The organism is Solwaraspora sp. WMMA2056 (assembly GCF_030345095.1).
Lineage (GTDB): Bacteria > Actinomycetota > Actinomycetes > Mycobacteriales > Micromonosporaceae > Micromonospora_E.
Genome location: NZ_CP128360.1, coordinates 94,142 through 120,500 on the forward strand (window position 1 = coordinate 94,142; position 26,359 = coordinate 120,500).

A 26,359-nucleotide genomic window follows, 5' to 3' on the forward strand; every position below is an offset into this window, starting at 1 on the left:
GCGGTCGGCGACCCGGACCGTCAGTTGAAGATCAGGACACCGAGGGCGTACGACAGCGGTGCGGCGAGCGCGAACCCACCGAGTGGACCCTGCATGTGCCGGGCCACCCACATCGTCGGCGGGTCACCGGCCATCTGCCGACTGGCCTCGGCGTACCCGGTGGCCAGGTCGACCAGCACGGCCGCGCTGGCCGCGACGAGGCCGACCACGGCGGCGGTCATCGGGGTGTAGCCGACCACGTAGATGCCGAGTACGGCACTGGTGAGCGTGCCGCCCATCGCGCCGAACACCACTCCGGCGGCGCCCCGGGGCACCTGTGGGGCGAGCCGGGGCCGGGACAGCACCGCGTCGGTGAGCCGGGCGAGCATCAGGGCGCTGCCGGTGCCGGCGAGCGCCACCACGATCGTCTGGGTGCCGCCGAGTTGCAGCCGGCTGAGCACGATGAGGGTGGCGAAGGCGACCGCGCCGACGACGATCTGCAGGTTGGCACCGAGCGACTCGGTGACCCGGGTCCGGTCGGCGGGGCGGACCAGCTGGGCGAGCACCGCGGCGACGAACCCGCCGGCGGCGGCGTACCCGACCGGGGCCAGGGTGGCGACCGTCGGCAGCAGCGCGCCGAGGGTGGCGCCGGCCGCGGCGGCCAGGCCGACACCACCGACCACCCACATCGCCGGTGGCCGAATCGCCAGCGTCCAGGAGATGACGAAGAGCAGCTGTACGCCGAAGACGACCACGGCGAACGGCAGCCGGGCGAGCCCGGGGCCGGCGGTCTGCGCCCCGAAGATCAGCCCCAACGCGAGCAGCACCGAGAACCCGGCGACGGTCAGCGACAGGGTCCGGCTGACCGGCACCGGAGCCGCCCGCGACGGCCCGTCGTCGTCCGTGGCGTCCCCGTCGGCCGGGCCGGCCGAGTCCCGACGTGGCGGGGCGGCGGCGTCCGGACGCGGCGGCGTCGCTCGGCCCGGCCCCGCTGCGGCTGGCGGCCGTACGGCGGCCACCGCCGCTGCCGCCGTACCGGGTGCCGGGGCCCGACCGGGGCCCGGCGGTGGGCCCGGCGGTGGACCGGGGACCGCCGCCCGGCCCGGTGACCCGCCAGGGCCAGGGCCGGGACCAGGGCCAGGGGCAGGGGCCCGCCCCGGCGTCGGGCCGGGAGCGCGGCCCGGCATCGGACCCGGTGCCGGGGCACGCCCGCCGGGCGTCGGCCCGGACGGCCGTCCGGCCGGGCCCGGCCGGCCGCCGTCGGGCCACTGGTCGCGGCCGGTCTCGGATGGCGTGGAGGGATACACGCCCCGATCGTGCCAGACCGGCCGGGCCGCCCGCTGGCGACGGCACGGTTGGTCGCGGTAGTGCAACCTTCAACCGTTATGGCCAACCGCACAGATGAACGGCTGGCCGCCCGGGTGTTTCCGGCACCTGATCGGTTAAGCTCTTGGCTTAACCACCCGTCAGCGAAGCCGGGGTCTCGACGCCACTGTCTGCGGTGACGGCCGGTTCGGTCGTCAGCCCGCGGTCACCACGCGCGGCCAGGACAGGCCGCGAGGACGGAGGTGATGTGTGGAAATCCTGCTGCTGGTGACGGCCCGTGCAGGCGAGCCGTCGGCCGTACTGCCCGCACTCGACCTGCTCCCCCATTCGGTGCGGACCGCACCCCGTGACGTACGTACCCTGGTGTCCGGGCCCAGCCCCGACGCGGTCCTGGTGGATGCCCGGTCAGAGCTGTCCGAGGCCCGCGCGACCTGCCGGATGCTGCATGCCACCGGTCTGGGCGTCCCGCTGGTCGCGGTGGTCACCGAGGCCGGCCTGATCGCGCTCAACGCCGACTGGGGCGTCGACGACGTGATCCTGGCCAGCGCCGGCCCCGCCGAGGTGGAGGCCCGGCTGCGGTTGGCGGTCGGTCGGCTGACCAACGCCACGTCCGGTGCCGGCGGGCTGATCCGGGCCGGTGAGTTGAGCATCGATCCGGACACCTACGCCGCCAAGCTCAAGGGCCGGCCGCTCGACCTGACGTACAAGGAGTTCGAGCTGCTGAAGTTCCTCGCCCAGCACCCGGGCCGGGTCTTCACCCGCGACCAGCTGCTGCGTGAGGTCTGGGGTTACGACTACTTCGGCGGTACGCGCACGGTCGACGTGCACGTGCGGCGGCTGCGCGCCAAGCTCGGCTCGGAGTACGAGTCGATGATCGGCACGGTCCGCCAGGTGGGCTACAAGTTCGTGGTGCCACCGAGCCGCTCGCCGCTGCCCGACAACGAGCCCGCTCCGCTGCCCGTCTGACGTGGTCGCGCCGCCTTGCACAGGTGGTGACCGGCGCGCAGGCGAACACCGCGACATCAGCCGAGGCGTCATCCGGTTCCGTCCGGATGGCGCCTCGACTTTTATCGGAATGGACCCGTTTTAGGGCGCTATTGACCCATTCACCTCTCGTGACCCGCTGAACCGACCTAACGTCGCCCCCGACGGTGCGGATCCGGGAGGGCGATGGTGGCGGTGCTGGTGGGTTCCCGTGTGCTGGCCCTGGCGGCGGTGGCCGCGACGGCGGTGCTGACCAGCGCGTACGTGATCGGGTTCGGGACCGCACCGACCCAGGTGGCCGGCCCTGGCCCCAGCCCCACGCCGGCTCCGGCACCGGTGGTCACCCCCTCCGGCCACGACCCGGACCTCGGCCCGCCGCCGACCGTCGGACCAGCGACCGCCAACCCACCGACCGCCAACCCGGCGACCACCGGCCCGGCGGTGCCGCTGCCCGAGTACGCACCGCTGGCCGTCGACCGCAGCGGGCCGCACGGCACCCGACTGACCAGCGGCAGCGCCGCCGTGGCACTCACCTTCGACGACGGCCCCCACCCGGTGCACACCCGACAGACCCTCGACGTGCTGCGCCAGTACGGCGTCAAGGCCACGTTCTGCCTGGTCGGGCGGAACGCGGCGGCGTACCCGGAACTGGTCGCGGCGATCGCCGCCGAGGGCCACACCCTGTGCAACCACTCGTGGAGTCACGACTTCGCCCTCGGCAGCTACCCGCCGGCCGCGGTCCGGGCCGACCTGACCCGGACCTCCGAGGCGATCCGGGCGGCGGCCCCCGGCCACCCGGTCTCCTACTTCCGTCAGCCGGGCGGCTTCTGGACCCCGACCGTGGTCGAGGTCGCCCAGGAGCTGGGGATGGCCTCGGTGCACTGGACCATCGACCCGGCCGACTACCACCAGCCCGGGGCCGGCAGCATCACCGCCACTGTCACCGCCCAGGCCGTACCGGGCTCGGTCGTCCTACTGCACGACGCCGGCGGCAACCGCACCGGCACCGTCCAGGCACTGCGGACGATCCTGCCCAACCTGCGGCAACGCTTCCTCGTCGACGCGCTTCCACCGTTCGCCGAACGGGCCGATCAGCGCAGCCGCCGACTGCACCTGAAGACCGGCCAGATCTGACCCGTCGACACCGCGCCGGACCGGCACCGACGCGGGCGCTACGGTGGGAATCATGGCGGAGCCGGCGACCCGAACGAGTGTGACCGTCGACCGGTCCGACCGGCTCGACCCGGCCCAGGTCGACCGGGTGCTGACGCTGGCCCGGGCCGCCGCCGACACCGACGGTGCCGACCCGCTGCCCGAACAGGTCGTTCTCACGCTGCGCGAGGCGAGCGCCGCCCGGCACGTCACGCTGACCGGCCCGGCCGGCGACCTGACCGGGTACGCGCACCTCGACCCGACCGATCCGGCCGGCCCGGTCGGCGAGCTGGTGGTGCACCCGGCGCACCGGCGACGCGGGTACGGCCGACGGCTGCTCGCCGAGCTGCTCGACATCGTCGACCCGGCCGCCGGGCTGCGGATCTGGGCGCACGGCGACCATCCGTCGGCTGCCGCCCTCGCCCTCGACCACGGCTTCACCCGCGACCGGGTGCTGCTGCAGCTGCGCCGCCGGCTGACCGATCCGCTGCCCGAGCCGACGCTGCCGGCCCGGGTACGGCTGCGGGCGTTCGTCCCGGGCCGTGACGACGACGCCTGGGTGGCGCTCAACGCCGTGGCGTTCGCCGACCATCCGGAGCAGGGCCGCTGGGGGCTGCCGCAGCTGCGGGCCAGGATGGCGCAACCGTGGTTCGACCCGGCCGGTTTCCTGCTCGCCGAGGACGCGGCCGGCCGGTTGCTCGGCTTCCACTGGACCAAGGTGCACGCCGACGCGGCGGTCGGCGAGGTCTACGTACTCGGGGTCGATCCGACCGCCCACGGCGGCGGTCTCGGCCGCGCGCTCACCCTGGCCGGGCTGCGGCATCTGGCCGGGGCCGGCCTGCCCCGGGCGATGCTCTACGTCGACGAGTCGAACACCGCGGCGGTACGGCTCTACACCCGGCTCGGTTTCCTGCGCTGGTCGGCCGACGTCGCCTACCGCCGGCCCTGACTCCGCGCCGGTCCCGCGCCGCGCCTCCGCCGGGCCTGCCCGCCGGCCCTGACCCGCATCGGGTCAGGGCCGTTGCCGACCGGTCAGCCGAACCGGCCGGTGATGTAGTCCTCGGTCGCCTTGATCTTCGGGTTACTGAAGATCTTCTGCGTGTCGTCCATCTCGATCAGCTTGCCGGGCTGACCGGTGCCGGCGATGTTGAAGAAGCCGGTCCGGTCGCTGACCCGCGCCGCCTGCTGCATGTTGTGCGTGACGATCACGATGGTGAACTCGGTCTTCAGCTGGTGCATCAGGTCCTCGATGGCGAGGGTGGAGATCGGGTCCAGCGCCGAGCACGGCTCGTCCATCAGCAGCACCGCCGGCTTGACCGCGATCGCCCGCGCGATGCACAGCCGCTGCTGCTGCCCGCCGGAGAGGCTGGAACCGGGCCGGCCCAGCCGGTCCTTGACCTCCTCCCACAGGTTCGCGCCGCGCAGCGTCTGCTCGACGAGTTCGTCGAGCTCCGCCTTGCGCATCCGGCCACCGTTGAGCTTCACCCCGGCCGCCACGTTGTCGTAGATCGACATGGTCGGGAACGGGTTGGGACGCTGGAAGACCATGCCGACCTGGCGCCGGACGGCGACCGGGTCGACGCCGACGCCGTACAGGTCATCGCCGTCCATCGCCACCTTGCCGGTGACCCGGCCGCCGGGCACGACCTCGTGCATCCGGTTCAGCGAGCGCAGGAAGGTCGACTTGCCGCAGCCGGACGGGCCGATCAGCGCCGTCACCGACCGCGGCTCGATGGTCATGTCGACCTGCTCGACGGCTTTGAACGCGCCGTAGTAGATGTCCAGGTCGGAGACTTCGATTCGCTTGGCCACTTGAGGGGTCCTTTCCGCGTTCAGCGGCTGTTCGGCAGGGAGAAGAACCGGGAGATCAGACGGGCCACCAGGTTCAGTGCCATGACGAGGATGAACAGGGTGAGCGCGGCGGCCCAGGCGCGGTCCACCCCGAACTCCGGCCGGGACCCGGGGATGCTGTACGAGTAGTAGGTGAAGACCGGCAGCGAGGCCATCCGACCGTCGAACAGGTTGGAGTTGAGCGCCGTGGTGGCACCCGAGATGATCAGCAGCGGGGCGGTCTCGCCGATCACCCGGGCGATCGACAGGGTGACGCCGGTGGCGATGCCGGGGGCGGCGGTCCGCAGCACCACCCGCAGCACGGTGCGCCACTTCGGTACGCCGAGCGCGTACGAGGCTTCCCGCAGCTCGTTCGGCACCAGCTTGAGCATCTCCTCGACCGAGCGGACCACCACCGGCACCATCAGCACGGACAGGGCGACCGAGCCGCCGAGGCCGAAGCGGATGCTCGGGCCGAAGAAGAGCGCGAAGAAGGCGAACGCGAACAGGCCCGCCACGATGGACGGGATACCGGTCATCACGTCGACCAGCAGGGTCACCCAGCGGGCCAGCCGGCCCCGGCCGTACTCGACCAGGTAGACGGCGCACATCACGCCGATCGGGACCGAGATGAGCGCCGCCGCGCCGGTCATCAGCAGGGTGCCGACGGTGGCGTGCAGCGCACCGCCGCCCTCGCCGAGCACCCCGCGCATGTCGCTGGTGAGGAAGGTCAGGTCGAACCGGTTGATGCCGTTGCTGGTGACGGTGATCACCAGCGAGAGCAGCGGGAGCATGGCCAGCGCGAAGGCGAGGGCGACCAGCACGGTGACGAAGCGGTCCTTGGCCCGCCGACCGCCCTCGACCCGCCAGGAGACCGCCGGCAGCGCCACCAGGGTCAGCAGTACGCCGAACACGACCGACAGCGCGATGGACAGGCCGAGGCTGAGCCCGCCGAGCAGGCCCACGGACAGGCTGACGCCGACCACCGCCCACGGCGCCCAGGTGGGGAGCACGCCGCTGGTGAGCGAGTTGGTGGCCACCGCCCGGGGCGGGGTGATGGTGGTCATGCGTTCGCTCCCGAGAAGTCACGCCGGCGGGCGACGACGGCCCGGGCGGCGAAGTTGACGGCGAAGGTCAGCGCGAACAGCACCAGGCCGGAGGCGATCAGCGCGTTGACCGCCAGGCCGCTGGACTCGGGGAAGTCGAGGGCGATGTTGGCGGCGATGGTGTTGCTGTTGACCGAGTCGATCAGGTTGATGGTGACCACGTCGTACGCGGAGAGGATCATCGCGACGGCGAGGGTCTCGCCGAGGGCCCGGCCGAGGCCGAGCATGCTGCCGCTGATGATGCCGGAGCGGCCGAACGGCAGCACGGTCATCCGGATCATCTCCCAGCGGGTGGCGCCCAGCGCCAGGGAGGCTTCCTCCTGCAGACGCGGGGTCTGCAGGAAGACCTCCCGGTTCACCGCCGTCATGATCGGCAGGATCATCACCGCCAGCACCAGCCCGGCGGTCAGCATCGTCCGCCCGGTCGTCGAGGTGGGGCCGGCGAAGAACGGGATGAAGCCGAGGTACTCCTCCAGCCAGCGGTAGACCGGCACCACCTGCGGGGCGAGGAAGGCGATGCCCCAGAGTCCGTAGACGACACTGGGTACGGCGGCGAGCAGGTCGACCAGGTAGCCGAGCCCGGCGGCGATCCGGCGGGGCGCGTAGTGCGAGATGAACAGCGCGATGCCGATGGCCAGCGGGGTGGCGACCACCAGGGCGATCACGGCGGCCAGCACCGTGCCGAACAGCAACGGACCGACGTACGCGAGGAAGCCCTCGCCGCCGGGCAGATCCTCGGCGTCGGCGGTGAGCGCGGGGAAGCCTTCGTAGAGCAGGAAGGCGGCGACCGCCGCGAGGGTGACGAGGATCAGTACGCCGGCACCGACGGCGGTGCCGGAGAAGATCTGGTCGCCGATCCGTTTGCCGGACCGGCCCCGACGACGGTCCGTGACGATCGGCGACTCGTCCGGTGACGTGCCGCGCGGCGAGCCGCCCGGCGGCGGATCGCTCGATGGGGTACCGCTGGTGGCGGTGGCGGGCTTTGTCACGGGTTACGCCTCCTCAGGCCGTGTCGTGACGGTGGGGGTTCGGATACGCCGCAGGTCCGGACGGCCACCGGGTGACCGTCCGGACCTCGAGTCGACGGGACTGGACGTGGTGCTGGACTCAGCCGGCGACGGTGATCGCGTCGATGGCCTGCTGCGCCTGGGTCCGCAGCTCGGCGGAGATCGGCGCGGAGCCGGCGTTGTCGGCGGCGGCCTGCTGGCCCTCCTCACTGATCAGGTAGTTGAAGAACGCCTTGACCAGGTCGACGGTCTCCTGGCTGTCGTAGTTGACGCAGGCCAGCTGGTAGGAGACCAGCACGATCGGGTAGACGCCGGCCTCGGTGGTGTCCCGGGGCAGGTCGATCGCGAAGCTGAACTCCGGGCGGCCGGAGACGGTCTCGGCGGCGTCGACGACGGCCGCGGCGGCCTCGGCCGAGTACTCGACGAAGTCCTCGCCGACCTGGACCGCGGCGACACCGAGGTCGGTGGCCTGGGAGGCGTCGATGTAGCCGATGGTGCCCTCGCCGGAGCGCAGCGCGGCGGCCACACCCTGGGTCTGGGCGGCGGCCTCACCGGTCTGGGTCGGCCAGTCGCCGGAGACCTCGTACGGCCAGTCGGCCGGGGCGGCCTTGGCCAGGTAGTCGACGAAGTTCTCGGTGGTGCCGGACTCGTCGGAGCGGTGCACGGCGGTGATCGCCAGGTCCGGCAGGGTGGCTTCCGGGTTGAGCTCGGCGATCGCCGGGTCGTTCCACTTGGTGATCTTGGTGTCGAAGATCTTCGCGATCACCGAGGGCGACAGGTTCAGCGTCTCGACGCTCGGCAGGTTGTAGGCCACGGCGATCGGGCTGATGTAGCCGGGGAACTCGATGAAGCCCTGGTCGCCACAGGTGGCCAGGGCCGCGGCGATCTCCTCCTCGTCGAGGTAGGCGTCCGAACCGGCGAACTGGGTGCCGCCGGAGGTGAACTGCTCGCGGCCGCCGCCCGAGCCGATCGGGTCGTAGGTGACGGTCGCGTCGGGGGCCACGGAGGTGAATCCGGCGATCCACGCCTCCATCGCGGCGCCCTGCGAGGAGGCGCCGGCGCCAGCGAGGGTGCCGCTGACCGAGGTCTCGGAGCCGTTACCAGACTCCGAGCCGTTGTCGCCGTCGTTGCCGCACGCGGCCACGCCGAGGGTAAGCATGACGGCGGCCGGCAGGGCGGCCAGCCGGAGGGACTTACGATTCACGGTGCGTTGCCTCTCTGAGGTCGGGTGGCGAGTCACCGCCCGGGTAGCGGGGGCGAGTTCACCGTCTCGAACGCCGAGGACGGTACGAGCCGTGGCTAAACTGACGACCGGAGCATGGTGAACAGAAGGTGAACGGGACTTGTCTGGTCACCGGCAGCGCTGATTCGACGCTCGACTGTGACATAGCTCGCGCCGCGCGGCGACGTTCGGCCGATGCCCGGCCCGACCGCAGGTCGAGGCTCACTCAGCCGATTGCCGACTCCGCACCTGACGCCAGCGGCGTGCCTGCTCGGCGGTGACCCGGTAGGCGACCGCGCCGGAACGGCCCGGCTCACTGCGCGGCACCCGCTGCAGCGGCAGCCCCCACTTCGGATAGTCGTGGTACGCCTTGACGATCCGGGTCAGCCCACCCAGCGCGCCGATGACCTTGTCGACCGGGCTGTCCAGGGCGGCAGCGAGGTCACCGACCGCCAACGTCTCGCCCGGCCGGCTGGCGAGCAGGTCGAGGATCGCGAAGACGGTCTGGTGGGTGCGGGAGCGGCCCTGGGCGAACCGGCGCAGCTCCTCGACGGGCCATTCGCGGACCGCCCGGGTGGTTACCCGGGGCCGGCGGGCGGGCTTCGGGATCGGGCGCGGGCGCTGGTCGAGCTCCTCGATCAGCCGGGCGATGTGGCCGACGTACTCGGCGGGCACGGCGAGGTGCACCAGGTCGCCATCCTGCGACGACGCACCACCCGCGGCTGAGGTTCCTGGTCGTGGAGCCATCTGTCCCGTCCGGTCACGGCGACGGGCGGTGACCGCCCGACTCCCTGGATCGCGATTTGTGCGCGCCAAAGTATCACCGCTCGGTAACGCAAGATCATCTATTCGCGACCGGGGGTTGACACCGACCGCCGGGCCAGTCGGCCGCGTCGGTCGGCCGCCGGTCGGCCGGGCCAGTCGGCCGGGTCAGCTCGCCGCGACGACGAAGCTGACCGTCCCGTCCGGATCGACGTGCAGGTCCGGGGTGATCGGCCGGGCCGCGTCCCGGTCCGCCGAGGCGGCGAAGACCGCCGCCGGGTCGGCGTACGCACCGACCTCGGCGAGATTGACCCAGGTGGGCGGCAGCAGCTGCCACCGACCGGCCGCAGCCCGGTCCAACGCCTGCCGAGGCGTGACCCAGAGCCCGTGGTCGGCCTCGCCGGAGACCTCCCGGGTCGCCTGGCCGGCCGGCAGCCGGGCGACGAAGAAGTGCGCGTCGAACCGACGCCGCTCGAACGCCGGGGTGACCCACCGGCTCCACGGGGCCAGCAGGTCCGACCGCAGGGCCAGCCGGTGCCGGCGCAGCAGCTGTGCGAAGCTCACCGTACGGGCCAGCAACGCCTGCCGCTCTTCCTCCCACATCGGACTGTCCACAGCATCAACCATTGTGGCCGAGTCTGAGCCGGCGAACAGGACGCCGGTCTCCTCGAACACCTCGCGGGCCGCCGCGCAGACCACCGCGCGGGCCTGCTCCGGGGTGCTCCCCCACCGGTGCGCCCAGGTCTGCGGATCCGGCCCGACCCAGTCGAGGTCCTCGTCCGCGTCAGCCGGATCCACCCCGCCACCGGGGAAGGCGTACACCCCGCCGAACGCGACGGCCGGCACCCGGCGGATCAGGTAGACCTCGACCCCGTCGCCGCCCGGGTCGGCCGCCGGCCGCAGCAACAGCACCGTCGCCGCCAGCCGGGTCGGTGCCGGGGTGCGGCCGGCCGCGTAGAAGCCGCTGGCCTGCTCGACCATCGCCTCCGGTACGGCGAACCGCAACGGTCGCGGTGGCCCGACGGCCCCCGTGTCAGGTTCGTCGGCGGTGGCGATGGTGTCGTCGTCGGCGGGCACGCGCCCGAGCGTAGGCGTCCACCGGCCGGCCGGCCAGCACGCCCCGCCGACGCAGGGCCGGACGGTCGGCCCCGCCGGCACCGGGTCTGCTGGTCAGCTAGCGTGCCGGCATGACTCGTTGGGGAATTCTCGCCACCGGCGCCATCGCCGCCAGCTTCGTCGAAGACCTCCGTCTGCTGCCCGACGCCGAGGTGGTCGCGGTCGGCTCCCGCTCGGCCGACAGCGCCCGGACCTTCGCCGACCGGTTCGACATCCCCCGGGCGTACGGCTCGTGGGCCGAACTCGCCGCCGACGACGAGGTCGACGTCGTCTACGTGGCCACCCCGCACTCGGCGCACCACGCCGCCACCATGACCTGCCTTGACGCCGGGCGGGCGGTGCTGTGCGAGAAGCCGTTCACCCTCGACCTGGCCAGCAGCACCGAGCTGGTGCAGACCGCGCGGGCCCGGGACGTGTTCCTGATGGAGGCCATGTGGATGCGGTGCAACCCGACCGTACGGCGGGTGACGGAGCTGATCGCCGACGGCGCGATCGGTGAGGTCGTCTCGGTACACGCCGATTTCGGGCTGGCCGGACCGTTCGCGGCGGAGAGCCGGATGCGCAACCCCGCGCTCGGCGGCGGCGCTCTGCTCGACCTGGGTATCTACCCGGTGAGCCTGGCGCATCTGATCCTCGGCCGGCCGGACGCGGTGCACGCCTGGGCGAGTCTGACCCCGGAGGGCGTGGACCAGAACACCGGCGTGCTGCTGGGCTACGACTCCGGTGCGGTGGCCGCGTTGACCTGCGGCATTGTCGGTGCCACGCCGGTGACGGCGACGATCACCGGCAGCACCGGCCGGATCGCGCTGCCGGATCCGTTCATCTGCCCGGACGAGTTCACCATCCGCCGGGGCACCGGCGACCCCGAGGTGGTCCGGGTGGTCGAGCCGGCCGGCAACGGCTACCAGTACGAGGCGGCCGAGGTGCACCGGTGCCTGGCGGCAGGGCTGCGGGAGAGCCCGCTGGTGCCGCACGCGGTGACCCTGGAGGTGATGGAGCTGCTGGACACGATCCGGGGCCAGATCGGCGTCAGCTACACCTGACCGCCGGGGCGGACGAGCCCGCCGCCGACCGGCGATTGGACGTCCCGCCGCCGGCCTGCTTCGAGTCGGCGGCGCGCGGTACCGGCTTGACGCCGACAGTTACCTCAGCAATCATTGAGTCAATGAACGCTGAGGCAGTTTCCGACGAGCCGGCGCCGACCGACCGGCTGCAGCACCGGGCCCGGGTGCACGCCGCACTCGGCGACCCGGCCCGGCTGGCCATGGTCGACCTGCTGCGCCTCGGCGACGCCGCTCCCGGCGAGCTCGGCCGGCGGCTCGGCCTGGCCAGCAACCTGGTCGCCCACCACGTCAAGGTGCTGCAGGAGGTCGGCCTGCTGCGCCGGGTCCGTTCCGAGGGCGACCGCCGCCGCAGCTACCTGCAACTGGTGCCGGGTGTGCTGGACCAGCTGGCGGCGGCCCCGGTGCGCGGCGCGCAGCGGGTGGTCTTCGTCTGCACCCGCAACTCCGCCCGCTCGCAGCTGGCCGCCGCACTGTGGCACCACCGTGGCCCCACCCCGGCCGCGTCCGCCGGCACCCGGCCGGCCGGCCGCGTCCACCCCCGGGCCGTGGCGCTCGCCCGCCGGCACGGCCTCGACCTCGACCCCACCCGTACGGCGCACGTCACCGACGTCGTCGCCGCCGGCGACCTGGTCATCGCGGTCTGCGACAACGCCCACGAGGAGCTGACCGGGGCGGACGCGCCGGACCTGCACTGGTCGGTGCCGGATCCGGTCCGCGTGGACACCGACGCCGCCTTCGAGTCGGCGTACACCGATCTTGCCGGCCGGATCGACCGGCTGGCCCCCGCCATCGCCCGCACCAGGGCCGCCATTCCCGCACCACCCGGAGCCCACCATGTCTGATGTCACCGTCCCCGTCCGCCCTGACCTCTCCATCGACCAGCAGTTGGCGCTGCGGACCGCCGCCACCCGGCTGGCCCGCGAGTTCGACGGCACCTACAACAGCGAGACGATCGAGCGGTTCCTGCTGTCCAGCTACGACCAGTTCGCCACCGGCAGCACGATCCCCAACTACCTGCCGCTGCTCGCCGAACGGTTCGCCCGGCAGCGGCTGCAGGCCCTGGCCCGGGTCGAGGGGTTGCACTCCGACGGCCGGCCGGTGGTGCTCTTCCTGTGCACCCACAACGCCGGGCGCAGCCAGATGGCCCTCGGTTTCCTCACCCACCTCGCCGGCGAGACGGTGGTCGCCTGGTCCGGCGGCAGCGAGCCGGGGCACGAGGTCAACCAGGCGGCGATCGCGGCGATGGCCGAACGCGGCATCGACATCTCCGGCGAGTACCCGAAGCCGTGGACCGACGAGGTGGTCCGCGCCGCCGACGTGGTCGTCACGATGGGCTGCGGCGACGCCTGCCCGGTCTTCCCCGGCACCCGGTACGAGAACTGGGAGCTGGACGACCCGGCCGGGCGCGACGTCGACGCTGTCCGCCCGATCCGTGACGAGATCGAGCGCCGGGTCCGCCGGCTGCTGACCGAGCTGCAGAAAGTGGAGAACGCGTGAACCCGGTCGCACTCTGGCGACGGCTGCTGGCCGAGTTCGCCGGCACCGCCCTGCTGGTCACCTCGGTGGTCGGGTCGGGGGTGATGGCCCAGACCCTGTCGCCGGACGACGTCGGGCTGCAACTGCTGGAGAACTCGATCGCCACCGCGTTCGCACTGGGCGCGCTGATCCTGATCTTCGGCCCGGTCTCCGGCGGGCACTTCAACCCGGTCGTGTCGGCCGCCGACTGGTTCCTCGGCCGGCGCAGTCGCACCGGCCTGACCCTGTCGGACCTCGGCGGGTACGTCGCCGCGCAGGTCAGCGGCGGCATCGCCGGTGCGGTCCTGGCCAACCTGATGTTCGCCCTGCCGGCGGTGACCTGGTCGACGAAGGACCGGTCGGCCAGCCACCTGTGGCTCGGCGAGGTGGTCGCCACCGCCGGTCTGGTCCTGCTGGTCTTCGCATTGGCCCGCTCCGGTCGGGCCGCCGTCGCCCCGGCGGCGGTCGGTGCGTACATCGGTGCCGCCTACTGGTTCACCTCGTCGACGTCGTTCGCCAACCCGGCGGTCACCATCGGCCGGGGCTTCACCGACACCTTCGCCGGGATCGCCCCCGGCTCGATCCCGGCGTTCCTGGTCGCCCAGTGCGTCGGCCTCACCGTCGGCGCGGCGCTGCTGCTGGCGCTCTACCCCGGTGTCGGCCGCGCCGCCGACCAGGTCGTGGTCCCGGCCGGTGCCGTCGACGACGAGCTGGCCGACGCCCGACGCTGACCCCTGGCACACCCCTTCGAAGGAGACACCCCCGTGAGCAAGCCCAGCGTGCTGTTCGTCTGCGTACACAATGCCGGCCGGTCCCAGATGGCCGCCGGGTGGCTGCGTCACCTCGGCGGCGACGCGGTCGAGGTCCGCTCGGCCGGTTCGGCGCCGGCCGACACGGTCAACCCGGCGGCGGTCGAGGCGATGCGTGAGGTCGGCATCGACATCACCGACCAGACCCCGAAGAAGCTGGAATGGGAGACGGCCGAGTCCTCCGACGTCATCGTCACGATGGGCTGCGGTGACGCCTGCCCGACGTTCCCCGGCAAGCGGTACGAGGACTGGGCGCTGACCGATCCGGCCGGCAAGGGGGTCGAGGCGGTCCGCCCGATCCGCGACGAGATCCGCCGCCGGGTCGAGGCGCTGCTGGCCGACCTGGTTCCCCACGACCAGCTGACCCGCTGACCCGTCGGCGGAGTCAGCTGAACAGCGGCCGGACGGCGAAGTACATCAGCGCGCCGATGGTGCCCGCCGCCGGGAAGGTCAGGATCCAGGCGCCGACGATGTTGCCGGCGACGTTCCACCGGACGGCCGACAGCCGCTTGGTCACCCCGACGCCCATGATCGCCGAGGTGATGGTGTGCGTGGTGGAGATCGGCGCGCCGAGGACCAGGGCGTTGAAGTAGAGCACCGAGCTGGCGACGGTCTCGGCGGCGAAACCCTCCGGCGGCCGCAGGTCGATGATCTTGCGACCGAGGGTACGGATGATCCGCCAGCCACCGGCGTAGGTGCCCAGCGCCAGCACGGTCGCCGAGGTCCAGAAGACCCATTCGGGGATGGTCTCGGCGTCGGACTGGAAGCCGCCGACGAACAGGGCCAGCACCACGATGCCGATCGTCTTCGCCGCGTCCTGCATGCCGTGGCCGACCGACATCGCCGCCGCCGAGATCGACTGGGCGATCCGGAAGCCCCGGTTGAGCTTGCCCGGCTGGCCGTTACGGAAGATCCACTGCACGGCGAGCATGACGAGGAACCCGAGGACGAAGCCGACCATCGGGGAGAGCACCATCGGGATCACCACGTCGCCGGCGATGCCGCTCCACAGCACCGTGCCGGAGGCGGCGATGGTGGCGCCGACCAGGCCGCCGATCAGCGCGTGCGACGACGACGAGGGCAGGCCGAAGTACCAGGTGATCAGGTTCCAGGTGATCGCGCCGACCACGCCGGCGAAGACGATGCCGAGGCTGGAGACCCCGGCCGGCAGTTCGACCAGGCCGCTGCCGACGGTCTTGGCGACCTCGGCGCCGAAGTGGGCGCCGACGAAGTTGCCGACGGCGGCCATGAGCAGGGCGACCCGTGGGGTGAGCGCCCGGGTGGAGATGCTGGTGGCGATGGCGTTCGCCGCGTCGTGGAACCCGTTGGTGTAGTCGAAGACCATCGCAACGGTGATCACCGCGAGGACGGCGATGAGTTCGGCGCTCACGCGGCTCAGGACTCCTTGACCGCGATGGTCTCGACTGTGTTGGCGACGTGCTCGAAGGCGTCACAGGCGGCCTCCAGCTCGTCGGCGACCTCCTTCATCTTGAGCACGGTCAGCGCGTCGTACTCGCCGGAGAAGAGCCGGACCAGCAGCATCCGGTACGCCCGGTCACCCTCGTTCTCCAGTCGGTTGCACTCGATCCAGTAGTCCTCGAGGTCCTTCATCGACCGCAGCCGGGGCATCCCCTCGGCGGTGACCCGGGCCTGCTGGTCGAGGACGGCGATCAGCTCGTGCATCTCCCGGGGCAGCGACGGCAGCTGGGTGAGCCCGTACAGGTAGAGCAGGCTGCCGACCGCCTCCAGGTGGTCCATCACGTCGTCGAGCTGGCTGCCCAGCCGGTAGATGTCCTCCCGGTCGAAGGGGGTGATGAACGCGGAGTTGATCTTCTTGTAGAGGTCGTGGGTGATCTGGTCGCTGTCGTGCTCGACCTCGGTCAGCCGCTCGCTGACCGACTGCACGTCGACACCGGGCAGCGCCAGTTCGTTGAGCAGTTCCGTTCCCCGCACGAGGTTCTGCGCGGCTTTGGTGAAGAGTTCGTAGAAGGCGCCCTCGATGGGGCGGAAGGAGAACTTCACTGCAGCAGACCTCGTCACGGATGGCGGAAACAGGGGCTGGCCACGGCGAACGATCCGCCGGCGCTGAGGGAATGCTAGGGAACCGTGAATCCCGTCTGCTACCGGCCCACCCCCAGTCACCATATGGTCAGCTGTCGTTCATCTGCTGTTCACCTCACTTGAATCAGCGGACACAGCACCATCACCGGCCAGTAACCGGGCCTGTTCGTGCCGCAGGTCGACGGCGGCCGGCGGGTAGCTCAGCCCCAGCGCGGCGAAGTGCTCCCGGACCAGATGCGTCAGCGCCCAGTCCCGGTACCACTTGCGGTCGGCGGGCACCACGTACCAGGGCGCGGCGTCGGTGGCGCAGCGACGCATCGCCTCGGTGTACGCGGCCTGGTACTCGGGCCACTTCGCGCGGGCCGCCACGTCACCGGGGTGGTACTTCCAGTGCTTGGTCGGATCGGTCAGCCGCGACATCAGCCGGGTCCGCTGCTCGTCGAAGGAGATGTGCAGAAACACCTTGATCAAGGTGTAGCCCTCATCGACCAGCTCGGCCTCGAAGGCGTTGATCTCGTCGTACCGGGGTCGCCAGACCTCCTCCGGGACCAGCTCGTCGACCCGGACCACCAGCACGTCCTCGTAGTGTGACCGATCGAACATTCCGACGTAGCCGGCGGCCGGCAGGGCCCGACGCACCCGCCACAGGAAGTGGTGGTCGAGCTCCTCCGGCGTCGGCGGCCCGAACGCCCGGATGTGCAGGCCGAGCGGGTTCATCGCGCCGGCCACCCGCTTGACCGCGCCGCCCTTGCCGCCGCAGTCCATGGCCTGCAGCACCAGCAGCACCCGCCGGTCGCCGAGGCCTGCCACCGCCTGGGCGTACAGCATCTCCTGCTGGCGGGCCAGGTCGTCGCCGAGCCGGCGGACCTCGTCGCGGGCCCACGCCTTGCGGTCCGGGCCGGTCACCGGCAACGGCGGCAGACCCGGCGTCGACCTCGGGTCGATCGCGGCCAGGTCGACCGGGCGGCCGGCACCGACCCGCAGCAGGTCCCGGATCGGTACGTCAGGATGCTCCTCAGCAGCAGTCATCCGACGATGATCGCGCAGTCACCGCCCGGTCGCCCACCTCCGAGTGGACCGGTGCGTCGCCGGCCGGGTCAGCAGACCAGCGCGGGCGGGTCAGGAGACCAGCGCCAGCCACTTGCGGTAGGTCGAGGCGAACGGCTCCGTACCGTCGTCGAGCGCGTCGAGCAGCCACCGGGTGGCGGCCCAGGCCGACTCGACCACGTCGTCCGGGTAGCCGTACCGGACCCGGTGCTCGGCGAACTCGTCCTCGTCGCGCAGCTCCACCAGGCCGGTCGCCCGGCGGCGCACCACATCAAGATCAAGATCAATCAGATGTACGGTGTCGGAGTCCTCCCACCGCGCCGGGCTCGCGATGTCGCAGTAGACCTCACTGGTGCGCGGCGGCGGGTTGAACATGCAGGTCCACCACTGCTGATGCGGCACCAGCAGCACGAACGGGATCTGCTCCACCGAGGGCCGACCATGGTAGATCGACCGGGTGCCCCGGTCCACACCCAGCCAGACGCCGAGATCGTCCTCGGCCAACCGGCGCGCCGGGTAGTCGCGGTGCGCCGAGCCGTCGTACTTGCGATAGACCACCCGCACGACATCGCTCGACATGTGACGCACCTTAACCGATGGGATCACGCCGGCAGGCAACGTGCAGGTGACACCCGAGTACACCGTGTGCCACGTTCCGCGTACCGTCGGCGACCCGCTGTGGACAACCCGCCGCACGTCGGCGGCGGTCGGTACTGTCACCCGGTGACTCCCGCTCTGCCCACCACCGCCACGCCCGGACAGTCGACGCCGTCCCGCCCCGCCGGCCAGAGTCAGGGCCGGGTCGGCGGCCGCAGCAGCGGCAGTGCCAGCGGCCGGGGCAGCGGCCGGCCGAGCGCCGACGAGCTGCTCGCCGCCGCCGTCGGCGCGGTCCCCGGCGGCGCGGCCCGGCCCGGCCAGCAGGAGATGACCGCGGCGATCGCCGACGCGGTCCGCAGCCGTACGCACCTGCTGGTCCAGGCCGGCACCGGCACCGGCAAGTCGCTGGCCTACCTGGCACCGGCGTTGACCGTCGACGGCCCGGTGGTGGTCTCCACCGCCACCCTGGCGCTGCAGTCCCAACTGGTCGAACACGACCTGCCCCGGATCGCCGACGCCGCCGAGCCGATCCTGCGCCGCCGACCGACGTTCGCCGTGCTCAAGGGGCGGCACCACTACCTGTGCCTGGCCCGGCTGGAGGCCTCCGACGAGGAGGAGCCGGCCGACCTGTTCGACACCTCCGGCGGCGGCGGCGAGCGCAACGGCGGCACCGGCGGAGGTGGCGGCATCCAGTGGCTCGGGGCCGCCGGCCGGCTCGGCAAACAGGTCCAGCGGCTGCGCGACTGGGCGATGGAGACCGAGACCGGCGACCGCGACGAGCTCGACCCCGGCGTCGACGACACCGTGTGGCGGCAGGTGTCGATGCCGGCCCGCGAATGCGTCGGCGCCAGCCGCTGCCCGTACGGCGACGAATGCTTCGCCGAGGCGTCCCGGGCGCGGGCCCGGGAGGCCGACGTGGTCGTCACCAACCACAGCCTGCTCGCCGTCGACATGCTCGCCGGCCGGCAGATCGTGCCGCCGCACAAGCTGCTGATCGTCGACGAGGCCCACGAGCTGGTCGACCGGGTGTCGTCGGCCGCCCAGGCGGAGCTGACCCCGGACGCCGTGGACCGGGCCGCCCGTCGGGCCCGGCCGCTGCTGCCGCCGGATACCGCCGAGGCGTTGACCGAGGCCGGCGACGCCCTCGCCGTCGGCCTCGCCGAAACCCCCGCCGGGCGGTTGACCACCGGGCTGCCGCAGCCGCTGCAGGAGGCGTGCACCCTGCTGGAGGCGGCCACCCGGGCAGCGCTGGACAAGATCGGCGACGTCAAGGCCGACGACCCGGACCCGGTGCGCAAGCAGCAGTCCAAGGCGGTGCTGGACGAGTTGTCGACGACCGCGCAACGGCTGCTCGACGAGGCCGAGCACGACGTGGCCTGGGTGGAGAAACCCGAAGGCCCGGCCGCCGGCCGCCGGGCCCTGGTGGTCGCGCCGCTGTCCGTCGCCGGCACCCTGGCCACCCATCTGTACGCGGAGCGGACCGTCGTCGCCACCTCGGCGACGCTGACCCTCGGCGGCCGGTTCGACACCGTCGCCCGGTCGCTGGGTCTGGAGACCGTCGGCCCGGCACCGGCCGCCGACCCCGCCCGGCCCGGCATCCCGGGGCGCGCCGGGGCGGCGGCGTCCGAGGCCAAGGCCACGCTGCCCGTGCAGGTCACCGCCGAGGACCTGTCCTGGCGGTCGCTCGATGTCGGTTCCCCGTTCGACTACCCCAAGCAGGGCATCCTGTACGTCGCCGCGCACCTGCCCCGGCCGACGGTCTCCGGGTTGCCGGCCCAGGCCGGGGAGGAGCTGCTGTCGCTGATCGGCACCCTTGGTGGCCGTACCCTCGGGTTGTTCTCGTCGCGACGGGCCGCGCAGCAGGCCGCGGAGCTGGTCCGGGCGCGGACCGGGCTGACCGTGCTGGTGCAGGGCGAGCAGGCGCTGCCGCTGCTGGTCCGCCAGTTCCGGCAGGACCGGGCCAGCTGCCTGTTCGGGGTGATGTCGCTGTGGCAGGGCGTCGACGTGCCGGGTGACGCCTGCCAGCTGGTGGTGATCGACCGGCTGCCGTTCCCCCGGCCCGACGAGCCGTTGGCTGCCGCCCGCGCCGCCGCCGTCGACGCCACCGGCGGCTCCGGCTTCGCCGCCGTCAGTGTGCCGATCGCCGCCGTCCGCCTCGCCCAGGGCGCCGGCCGGCTGATCCGCGCGAACGGCGACCGTGGCGTGGTCGCGGTGCTGGACTCCCGGTTGGAGACCGCCCGAGGCTACGGCGCGTTCCTGCGCCGGTCGCTGCCACCGTTCTGGTACACCACCCGCCCGGAGGTCGTCCAGGGCGCGCTCCGCCGGCTGGCCGCCAGCTGACCGGTGCCCCGCGTAGGGCGTGGTCGCCCGGGCGGCACCGTCACGGCGGGGTCGAGCGGATCACCACCGCTTCCGGCACCGGGGGCGGCACCGCGACGTGCCGCCGCCGGGCCAGCCGGCGGACAGCCGTGTTGAGCACCGCGATCAGCGGTACGGCGACCAGCGCGCCGACGATGCCGGCCAGCACCATGCCGGCGGTCACCGCCAGCACCACCGCCAACGGATGGATCGCCACCGCCCGGCCCATGATCAGCGGCTGCAGGACGTTGCCCTCCAGCTGCTGCACCCCGATGACCACCCCGAGGATGATCAGCGCGGTGACCCAGCCGCTGTCGACGAGCGCCACCAGGATCGCCACCGCACCGGACAGGGTCGCCCCGACGATCGGGATGAACGCGCCGAGGAACACCAGCGCGGCCAGCGCGAACGCGAACGGGATGTCGAACAGCACCAGGAAGATGCCGATGCCGACGGCGTCGATGAACGCCACCAGCACCGTCGCCCGGACGTAGGCGACCAGGGTCAACCAGGAGGCCCGGCCGGCGTCGTCGACCCGCCACCGGGCACCGGTCGGGAACAGCCCCACCATGAACCGCCAGATCTTCTGGCCGTCGCGCAGGAAGAAGAAGGTCGCGAAGAGCACCAGCAGGGCACCGGTGAACAGCTCCACGACGGTGCCGGCGGTGGAGACCGCGCCGCTGGTCAACGTCTGGGTGTTCTCGTTGATCCAGTTCTGGCCGGCCTCGATGTACTGGTCGAGCTGCCCGTCGGACATGTTCAGCGGGCCGGTGCGCATCCAGTCCTGGATCTGGCTGATCCCGGCGGATGCCTTCACGCTCAGGTCCGGCAGGCCGGTGATGAACTCGTTGACCACCATCGTCAACGTGCCGACGACACCGGCCAGCCCGGCGATCAGCACCACGGCGGTGGCCAGGGTGCGCGGCACCCGGGCCCGCAGCAGCCAGCCGACCGCCGGGGCGAGCAGCGCAGCGAGCAGCAACGCCACCAGCAGCGGAATGACGACGATCCGGACCCTGCCGATGACCGCCAGCAGCGCCCAGCCGACGATGCCGATGACGATCAGTCGCCACGACCAGGCGGCAGCCAGCCGCAGCGCGTGCGGTACGTCCGCGTCGTCGCGGCTGCTGGTCGACAGGTGACCGTCACCCGGCGGGGGGACCTCGGCCACCTCGTCGGCGACCGGATCGAGCCCGTCGACGTCGCTCGTGCTGCCCCGCCGCGACCGCTCCCGCTCCCGCGCCGTGCGCACCGACTGACGTCCGGCCTCGTACGCCTGGCGCAGCCGCCGTCTCATCTGCTGAAGCCGGCTCAAGCGCACCCCCTCTGATCTGTCCCAGCCTGGTACACGGTAGTCCTCAGCAGCCACGAATCGGCCCCGGCGCAGCCCTGATTCCTCCCGGATGTGCCCGGGAACATGTCCGGCTCAAACCCTGAGACCGACTACCGCAACCACCCGGGGCCGACCGACGATGGCCACGCGGTACGGTTCGGAACGTGACCGCCGACCCGCCGCACGACAACGGCCTGCCGATCCGCCTGCTGCACGACCGGGTGCTGGTCAAACTCGAAGGCGCCGAGGGCGAACGCCGCTCCACCGCCGGCATCGTCATCCCGGCGACCGCCTCGATGGGTCGCCGACTGTCCTGGGCGACCGCCGTCGGCGTCGGCCCCAACGTACGGTCGATCGTCAACGGCGACCGGGTGCTGTTCGACCCGGAGGACCGTTCCGAGGTCGAGTTGCAGGGCCGCGACTACGTCCTGCTGCGCGAACGCGACGTGCACGCCGTCGCCGCCCGCCGCGTCGAACCCGACTCCACCGGCCTCTACCTCTGACTCTGCGCTGACTCCTCGGCCCTGCCGCTCACCGGGGCCGCTTGCGTTTGGCGTCGCCTTGATCCACTGCGCCCCATCGACTCGACACGCCGACGCCACGTCAGATCACCCGCATCCGATGCCGCGCCAAAGGGTGCCGACCCTATTTCGGTGGTTCGAGCCAGGCGAGTGGTTGTCCGGCCAGGGCGGCGTCCGCGAGGCGGTGGGCCGAGGCGGTCTTGAGGGCGGCGCGGGAACTGTCGATCCAGCGTTGGACGTTGTCGATGCCCTGGTGGCGGTACTCGACGGCTTGGACGAGCAGTTCGAGTTTGTCGGCGTCACGGGCGACGACCGCTTCGAGGGTTTCGCCGGCTTCGTACTCGGCGACGGCGGCGGTGATGACCTCGGCGACGTCCGGTGGGCAGTCGGCGACCTGGTCGGCGGTGACGGCAGTGCTGGGTGCTGCTGTGAGGTACCGCTTCGCGATGTGCGGCAGGTCGGTGGTGCGGGTCTCCTGGGTGTCGTGCAGGACGCAGAGCATGGTGACCTTGGCCGGGTCGGCGCCTTCCATCGCGGCGAGCATCATGCCGACGATCGCCGTACGAAACGAGTGGTCGGCGATGGACTCGGGCTGGGCGACGCCAGCGAACCACCAGCCGGTGCGGGCGGCGCGTTTGAGTACGCCGGTCTCGAAGATGAACTTCATCGCGCCGGCGGTGTCGTCGTGGTTGTCGCTCATCTGCTCGTTCCTGTGCCGGGAAACCCGTTGGTACGCAGGCTGTAAAGCACTGAGGTTAGCTCCTGCCGGGACTGGCCGGAGATCGTGTCGCTGTCCAGGAGTGCGGGGCTGCGGTCGACGAGGGTGCGGGCGCTGTCGGGGTCAGCGTGGATGAGTGTGCGCCGGGCAGTGAGCAGAGACCAGAGGTTGTGGATGTTGAGGTCGATGAACGGGTGACCGGGTTCCAGGCGGTGTACCAGGTGTCGTAGAAGTCGGGACCCGTACCAACTGGAGGTGGAAGCGGGCATGAAGGCGTCGTCACGCTGGCGGTAGGGGATCTCGCCGACCCAGTAGGCGGAGTAGTTGATGGCTGCGCGTTCGCATGCGTCGTCCGGGTGGGCTCTGGCGATGAAGTCCCGGAGCGGTTCAGGGTTGCCCTGCTTCGCTAGCGAGGTGGCTACAGACCTGGCGTCGGGCCATTTCGGCGACCACGTATGAAAGGTAAGCCTACGGCGGGCGTTGGTGGCGGTGTCCTGGGCGAGCCAGGCTTCGGAGGTGCCGCTGGGGTCCATGCCGGCTAGGAAGCATGCTTGCCGGTGCAGGAGCAGATGCGGTTGACGTTGACCTGCGGCACGCTCGGCGAGTACCTGCAGGTGAGTGAAAAATGCTCGGCGTTCGTCGGCGGACAGCAGCGGGCTGGCAGCCACCGGTCCACGACGGCGCTGCGGAGCCTGGCGGCTCTGGATGAAAGCGGGTGTCTGACCGATCACCGTCCAGAGTAGTAGATCGGTGAGGCGGTGGGTAAGGACTGACCAGCCGAGCGGTTGCTCGGCGATGTCGGTGCGTTCGATCCTGTCGTTCAGCACTGACGTGAGGATGAAGTCAGCCTCGACGGCGTCCTCGATCGCGGAGAGCAGGGTGGGGTCTGCACCGAGCCTGCCGTGTTGCTACTGCCTGCCCTAACGGCACGGCCGCGAACGGTCGACGTCCAGATTCCCAGCTCTGCACGGTCGTGCGCTCAACGGAGAGTTCTGTAGCGAGCTGTTCCTGAGTCAACGGGACGGATTCCCGGATGAGCTTCAACAGGTATCCGGTTGTGTCACCGCGCTGGCGGCTTGATCGTGCGAGATCTGCCATGCATATCCCTACGTCGACCGGCGGTTTACGTTTGTACCGGGGAGGGCTCTGAAGCGGTTCTGGCCGCCTACCTACTCGTACTGCCGGTGAGTCCTACGAACCTCGCCCCGATCGTAGCGTTGTGGCTACCGAACGTGCCAAGTGTGGACACGTACCGGTTAGCCGGCGGCGGCCTCGGGGTTGTCGTGGAGAGCCACCTCGGGGTCGCCGCCCTTCCAACTCGCTTCGAGGGGGCATCGTGTTCGGGAAGTGGTTTCAGCGTGCGGACGTACCGGTGGATGTGGTGTATCCGGTGCCGGGCCGGCGGCGGTTCGCCGAGGTGAGCGCGTCGCCGCCGGATCGGCGGCCGGCGACCCGTACTGATCGGGCGTCGCGGCGGGGTGGTAACGCCGGCCGGCACTTCCTGCCGTGAGGACACCCGCAGCCGGTAGGGGGCCGGTGCATGAGCCGGTGCGGCCGTCGTGGTGGTGTGCGGTGTGTCCGGACGGGACGCCGTGGCCGTGTCCGCCGGGTCGGGTGCAGTTGGCGCAGGCCTACGTGGGTGAGCCGGTCGCGTTGTCGGTGGACGTCGGTGAACTGTTGCCGGTGGCGGCGCGGGAGGCCGGCATCACCGATCCGCGCGAGTTGTATGAACGGTTCGTGGCGTGGACGTGGATCGACGCGGGAGGCCGCCGGTGACCGTGGGCGTGGGTCGTCGGGTCGCGCTGTGGCGGGTACGGCGGCAGATGACGCAGCAGGTGTTCGCCGATCGGATCGGCCGGTCGAAGAGCTGGGTCGACAAGGTCGAACGCGGCGTCCGCAGACTGGACAGGTTTTCGGTGATCCGGCAGGTCGCCGAGGTGCTGCGGGTCGACCCGGCGGAGTTGCTCGACGGCGGCGAGGGTCGGCCGCAGACCGGTGAGGCGACGGCCGGTGTCGACGCGGTCCGGGCAGCGCTGGCCAGCTACGCCGTATTCGGCACCGCACCTGGCGGTGTGTCGCCGACGTTGTCGGGGGAGACGGTGCGGCGGGTGGAGCATGCGTGGGCGACGTACCGGCACGGCGACTATCCCCGACTGCTGCGGGCGGCACCCGAGTTGCTGGACACCGCCCGCCGGTTGCGTTCCGCCCGGCCGGAGCACGGCGCGGAGTTGGTGGTGCGGGCGTACCGGGTCACCGCGCTGGTGCTGATCAAGGTCGGCGAGCCGGACCTGGCGTGGCTGGCCGCCGACCGGGCGCTCGCCGCAGCCGACGGCGACGTGGTGTCGGCCGGGTCGGCGGTGGTGCCACTCGCCCAGGCCCTACGGGCCCTCGACCAGCCCCGACTCGCGATGGCGGCGACGATCACCGCCGCCGACCGGGTAGCCGCGTCAACCGGAGGAGCCGCGTCGACAGAACGGCAGTCGGTGTACGGGACGCTGCTGCTGCAGGCGGCCCTTGCCGCCGCCGGGAGCGGCGACACCCACAGCGCCAGCGAACTCCTCACCCAAGCCGCCACCGTCGCCGGGCAGGTCGGTGACGGGCAGGACTACCGCACCTCCACGTTCGGCCCAGCCGCCGTCGAACTGGCGCACGTCGTGGCGGCCGTCGAGTCAGGCGACGCCCACCAGGCCGTACGCCGACACGACACCGCCACCAGCCGACAACTCTGGCAGGGACTACCCGCCGAACACCGGGCCGCGTACCTGCTCGACGCCGCCCGCGCCCACCTCGACACCGGCGACACCGCCGGAGCGGGACGGTGGCTCGTCGACGCCGACCGCGTCGCACCGGCTGAAATCCGCGCCCGACCCTCCGCCCGTACCCTCGTCGCTGAGATCGCCCGCACCGGAGGGCACGCCGCCGGCGTCGCCCGACTGGCCACGGCGCTCGGGCTCACCCGTTAGGCATCCGGTTCAGGAACCCGGGCGTTCAGTCGGCTGCCAGTGGGTCTCGGCGAGGAGTTGTGTCATGCGTTCCACACAGCGTTTCCGGGCAGGTGACCAGTCGTAGGGCATCTTCGTGACTGCTTCGAAGGCGCTCATCCGAGGGCCCTTCTCCTCCGTCGGCTCGGCGTCGTCGATCTCGAAGAGCTGCTCCTCAGCCGCATCCAACCCGGCTGACTCGACTGCCCGATCCAGGGCTATCTGGTGGGCGCATCGCTGAACGGCGAGTTCCTCCACCCGGGGGTCCTCGGGGTCCACGCTGTCATCCAGAGCCGCCTCGGCCGCGTCCAGACGCTCCTGCTCCGCCCGCAGATCAGGGTCGGTGGCAAGCACGATGAACACGCTGGCCTGGACAGCGGCGCCCAGCGGGCCGAAGATGCGTTCCGTGACCAGCAGCGCGTCCAGGTCGGCGGGGCGCAGTGCACCCGGCGGCAGGTGGGCGAGCCGGTCCGTGACCAGTTCGGAGAGCAGCCCCAGCGGGCTGCCCACGGCCTGAAGGCGTTGGACGGCCGCGCGTTGGCGACTGATGTCGGCCTCCTGGGCAGCCAGGGTCTGCGCCAACCGGCCCAGCATCTCCCCGATGTCCCGGGTCCCCTCGAAGGCGGCCCGCATGTCGTCGAGGCTGATGCCGGCATCCGCCATCTTGCGGACCCACAGCAGGCGGATCATGTCGTCGTAGCCGTAGCGGCGACGACCGTCCACGCCTCGCTCGGGCTCCGGCAACAGACCGATCTGGTGGTAGTGGCGGATGGCGCGGCGTGGTCCCAGCGAAGACGGCCGCATCACCGATCTTGACCTGCCGGGGAGGCATGACGGAGGAGTACGTCACAGGCTGAGCCTTTCGTGCTGA

26 protein-coding genes and 1 pseudogene are annotated in these 26,359 nt (G+C 71.8%); 12 read left to right on the forward strand and 15 right to left on the reverse strand.

Annotated features, from left to right (window positions below; all coding sequences use genetic code 11):
- Window positions 1-20 precede the first annotated feature (20 nt).
- Window positions 21-998, reverse strand: coding sequence for a hypothetical protein (locus O7608_RS00500; protein WP_289208116.1), 978 nt, complete (start codon window positions 996-998; stop codon window positions 21-23).
- A 556-nt stretch (window positions 999-1,554) separates the two neighbouring features.
- On the opposite strand from O7608_RS00500, the gene O7608_RS00505 reads away from it, so the two are divergent.
- The 3 genes from O7608_RS00505 (at window position 1,555) to mshD (ending at window position 4,390) form a co-directional block, all read left to right on the forward strand.
- Complete coding sequence (locus O7608_RS00505; RefSeq protein WP_289208117.1) at window positions 1,555-2,271, forward strand: winged helix-turn-helix transcriptional regulator; 717 nt, start codon at window positions 1,555-1,557, stop codon at window positions 2,269-2,271.
- A 219-nt stretch (window positions 2,272-2,490) separates the two neighbouring features.
- Window positions 2,491-3,423 (forward strand): polysaccharide deacetylase family protein, encoded by a 933-nt coding sequence (locus tag O7608_RS00510; protein ID WP_289208118.1) that lies wholly within the window; start codon window positions 2,491-2,493, stop codon window positions 3,421-3,423.
- A gap of 52 nt (window positions 3,424-3,475) precedes the next feature.
- Window positions 3,476-4,390 (forward strand): mycothiol synthase, encoded by a 915-nt coding sequence (mshD, locus tag O7608_RS00515; protein WP_289208119.1) that lies wholly within the window; start codon window positions 3,476-3,478, stop codon window positions 4,388-4,390.
- Window positions 4,391-4,473: 83 nt separating this feature from the next.
- On the opposite strand, the gene pstB is transcribed toward mshD, so the two are convergent.
- The 6 genes from pstB to O7608_RS00545 all read right to left on the reverse strand — a co-directional run bounded on the left by pstB (window position 4,474) and on the right by O7608_RS00545 (window position 10,349).
- Window positions 4,474-5,253 carry a phosphate ABC transporter ATP-binding protein PstB gene (pstB, locus tag O7608_RS00520; protein WP_289208120.1) on the reverse strand — a complete coding sequence of 260 codons (780 nt, stop codon included), beginning with the start codon at window positions 5,251-5,253 and terminating at the stop codon, window positions 4,474-4,476.
- Between the two features lie 20 nt (window positions 5,254-5,273).
- The gene (pstA, locus tag O7608_RS00525) at window positions 5,274-6,338 is read right to left on the reverse strand and encodes a phosphate ABC transporter permease PstA (protein ID WP_289208121.1); all 1,065 of its coding nucleotides are present in this window, start codon (window positions 6,336-6,338) and stop codon (window positions 5,274-5,276) included.
- Window positions 6,335-7,366: a phosphate ABC transporter permease subunit PstC gene (pstC, locus tag O7608_RS00530; RefSeq protein ID WP_289208122.1), complete on the reverse strand. Its 1,032-nt coding sequence runs from the start codon at window positions 7,364-7,366 to the stop codon at window positions 6,335-6,337. The genes pstA and pstC overlap by 4 nt, the downstream gene beginning before the upstream one ends.
- Window positions 7,367-7,484: 118 nt before the next feature.
- On the reverse strand, window positions 7,485-8,588 hold the full coding sequence (gene pstS, locus O7608_RS00535) for a phosphate ABC transporter substrate-binding protein PstS (protein ID WP_289208123.1): 1,104 nt from the start codon (window positions 8,586-8,588) through the stop codon (window positions 7,485-7,487).
- A gap of 240 nt (window positions 8,589-8,828) precedes the next feature.
- The gene (locus O7608_RS00540; RefSeq protein ID WP_282225308.1) at window positions 8,829-9,293 is read right to left on the reverse strand and encodes a hypothetical protein; all 465 of its coding nucleotides are present in this window, start codon (window positions 9,291-9,293) and stop codon (window positions 8,829-8,831) included.
- A gap of 243 nt (window positions 9,294-9,536) precedes the next feature.
- Window positions 9,537-10,349 carry an NUDIX hydrolase gene (locus O7608_RS00545; RefSeq protein WP_289211143.1) on the reverse strand — a complete coding sequence of 271 codons (813 nt, stop codon included), beginning with the start codon at window positions 10,347-10,349 and terminating at the stop codon, window positions 9,537-9,539.
- Between the two features lie 206 nt (window positions 10,350-10,555).
- Between O7608_RS00545 and O7608_RS00550 the strand changes: the two genes are divergently transcribed.
- The 5 genes from O7608_RS00550 (at window position 10,556) to O7608_RS00570 (ending at window position 14,244) form a co-directional block, all read left to right on the forward strand.
- Window positions 10,556-11,527, forward strand: a complete 972-nt coding sequence (locus O7608_RS00550) for a Gfo/Idh/MocA family protein (RefSeq protein ID WP_289208124.1) — start codon at window positions 10,556-10,558, stop codon at window positions 11,525-11,527.
- Window positions 11,528-11,649: 122 nt separating this feature from the next.
- Window positions 11,650-12,390 (forward strand): arsenate reductase/protein-tyrosine-phosphatase family protein, encoded by a 741-nt coding sequence (locus O7608_RS00555; protein WP_289208125.1) that lies wholly within the window; start codon window positions 11,650-11,652, stop codon window positions 12,388-12,390.
- Window positions 12,383-13,045, forward strand: a complete 663-nt coding sequence (locus O7608_RS00560; protein WP_289208126.1) for an arsenate reductase ArsC — start codon at window positions 12,383-12,385, stop codon at window positions 13,043-13,045. Before O7608_RS00555 ends, O7608_RS00560 begins: the two co-directional genes overlap by 8 nt.
- Entirely contained in the window at window positions 13,042-13,794 is a 753-nt protein-coding gene (locus O7608_RS00565; protein WP_289208127.1) for an aquaporin, read from the forward strand. Before O7608_RS00560 ends, O7608_RS00565 begins: the two co-directional genes overlap by 4 nt.
- Window positions 13,795-13,827: 33 nt before the next feature.
- Window positions 13,828-14,244 carry an arsenate reductase ArsC gene (locus O7608_RS00570; RefSeq protein ID WP_289208128.1) on the forward strand — a complete coding sequence of 139 codons (417 nt, stop codon included), beginning with the start codon at window positions 13,828-13,830 and terminating at the stop codon, window positions 14,242-14,244.
- A 13-nt stretch (window positions 14,245-14,257) separates the two neighbouring features.
- On the opposite strand, the gene O7608_RS00575 is transcribed toward O7608_RS00570, so the two are convergent.
- The 4 genes from O7608_RS00575 to O7608_RS00590 all read right to left on the reverse strand — a co-directional run bounded on the left by O7608_RS00575 (window position 14,258) and on the right by O7608_RS00590 (window position 17,559).
- A complete protein-coding gene (locus O7608_RS00575; protein ID WP_289208129.1) occupies window positions 14,258-15,262 on the reverse strand; it encodes an inorganic phosphate transporter in 1,005 nt (334 codons plus the stop codon).
- A 5-nt stretch (window positions 15,263-15,267) separates the two neighbouring features.
- Window positions 15,268-15,894: a DUF47 domain-containing protein gene (locus tag O7608_RS00580; protein ID WP_289208130.1), complete on the reverse strand. Its 627-nt coding sequence runs from the start codon at window positions 15,892-15,894 to the stop codon at window positions 15,268-15,270.
- A gap of 138 nt (window positions 15,895-16,032) precedes the next feature.
- Window positions 16,033-16,962 (reverse strand): PPK2 family polyphosphate kinase, encoded by a 930-nt coding sequence (locus O7608_RS00585; RefSeq protein ID WP_289208131.1) that lies wholly within the window; start codon window positions 16,960-16,962, stop codon window positions 16,033-16,035.
- 90 nt (window positions 16,963-17,052) lie between these two features.
- The gene (locus O7608_RS00590; protein ID WP_289208132.1) at window positions 17,053-17,559 is read right to left on the reverse strand and encodes a DUF402 domain-containing protein; all 507 of its coding nucleotides are present in this window, start codon (window positions 17,557-17,559) and stop codon (window positions 17,053-17,055) included.
- A gap of 144 nt (window positions 17,560-17,703) precedes the next feature.
- Here O7608_RS00590 and O7608_RS00595 point away from each other — a divergent pair, with 144 nt between their 5' ends.
- Window positions 17,704-19,917 (forward strand): ATP-dependent DNA helicase, encoded by a 2,214-nt coding sequence (locus O7608_RS00595; RefSeq protein ID WP_502959159.1) that lies wholly within the window; start codon window positions 17,704-17,706, stop codon window positions 19,915-19,917.
- 40 nt (window positions 19,918-19,957) lie between these two features.
- Here the strand turns inward: O7608_RS00595 and O7608_RS00600 are convergent, their stop codons facing one another.
- A complete protein-coding gene (locus O7608_RS00600) occupies window positions 19,958-21,232 on the reverse strand; it encodes an AI-2E family transporter (RefSeq protein ID WP_289208133.1) in 1,275 nt (424 codons plus the stop codon).
- 200 nt (window positions 21,233-21,432) lie between these two features.
- Here O7608_RS00600 and O7608_RS00605 point away from each other — a divergent pair, with 200 nt between their 5' ends.
- The gene (locus O7608_RS00605) at window positions 21,433-21,771 is read left to right on the forward strand and encodes a GroES family chaperonin (RefSeq protein WP_282225299.1); all 339 of its coding nucleotides are present in this window, start codon (window positions 21,433-21,435) and stop codon (window positions 21,769-21,771) included.
- A 142-nt stretch (window positions 21,772-21,913) separates the two neighbouring features.
- Here the strand turns inward: O7608_RS00605 and O7608_RS00610 are convergent, their stop codons facing one another.
- Both O7608_RS00610 and O7608_RS00615 read right to left on the reverse strand, forming a co-directional pair.
- Window positions 21,914-22,489 (reverse strand): HD domain-containing protein, encoded by a 576-nt coding sequence (locus O7608_RS00610; RefSeq protein ID WP_289208134.1) that lies wholly within the window; start codon window positions 22,487-22,489, stop codon window positions 21,914-21,916.
- Window positions 22,486-23,605: pseudogene (locus tag O7608_RS00615) on the reverse strand (helix-turn-helix transcriptional regulator). Before O7608_RS00615 ends, O7608_RS00610 begins: the two are co-directional and overlap by 4 nt.
- 516 nt (window positions 23,606-24,121) lie before the next feature.
- Here O7608_RS00615 and O7608_RS00620 point away from each other — a divergent pair.
- Together O7608_RS00620 and O7608_RS00625 are read left to right on the forward strand one after the other, a co-directional pair.
- The gene (locus O7608_RS00620; RefSeq protein ID WP_289208135.1) at window positions 24,122-24,283 is read left to right on the forward strand and encodes a hypothetical protein; all 162 of its coding nucleotides are present in this window, start codon (window positions 24,122-24,124) and stop codon (window positions 24,281-24,283) included.
- Window positions 24,280-25,470 carry a helix-turn-helix domain-containing protein gene (locus tag O7608_RS00625; protein WP_289208136.1) on the forward strand — a complete coding sequence of 397 codons (1,191 nt, stop codon included), beginning with the start codon at window positions 24,280-24,282 and terminating at the stop codon, window positions 25,468-25,470. The genes O7608_RS00620 and O7608_RS00625 overlap by 4 nt, the downstream gene beginning before the upstream one ends.
- A gap of 9 nt (window positions 25,471-25,479) precedes the next feature.
- On the opposite strand, the gene O7608_RS00630 is transcribed toward O7608_RS00625, so the two are convergent.
- A complete protein-coding gene (locus O7608_RS00630) occupies window positions 25,480-26,292 on the reverse strand; it encodes a MerR family transcriptional regulator (RefSeq protein WP_289211145.1) in 813 nt (270 codons plus the stop codon).
- Window positions 26,293-26,359: the final 67 nt, after the last annotated feature.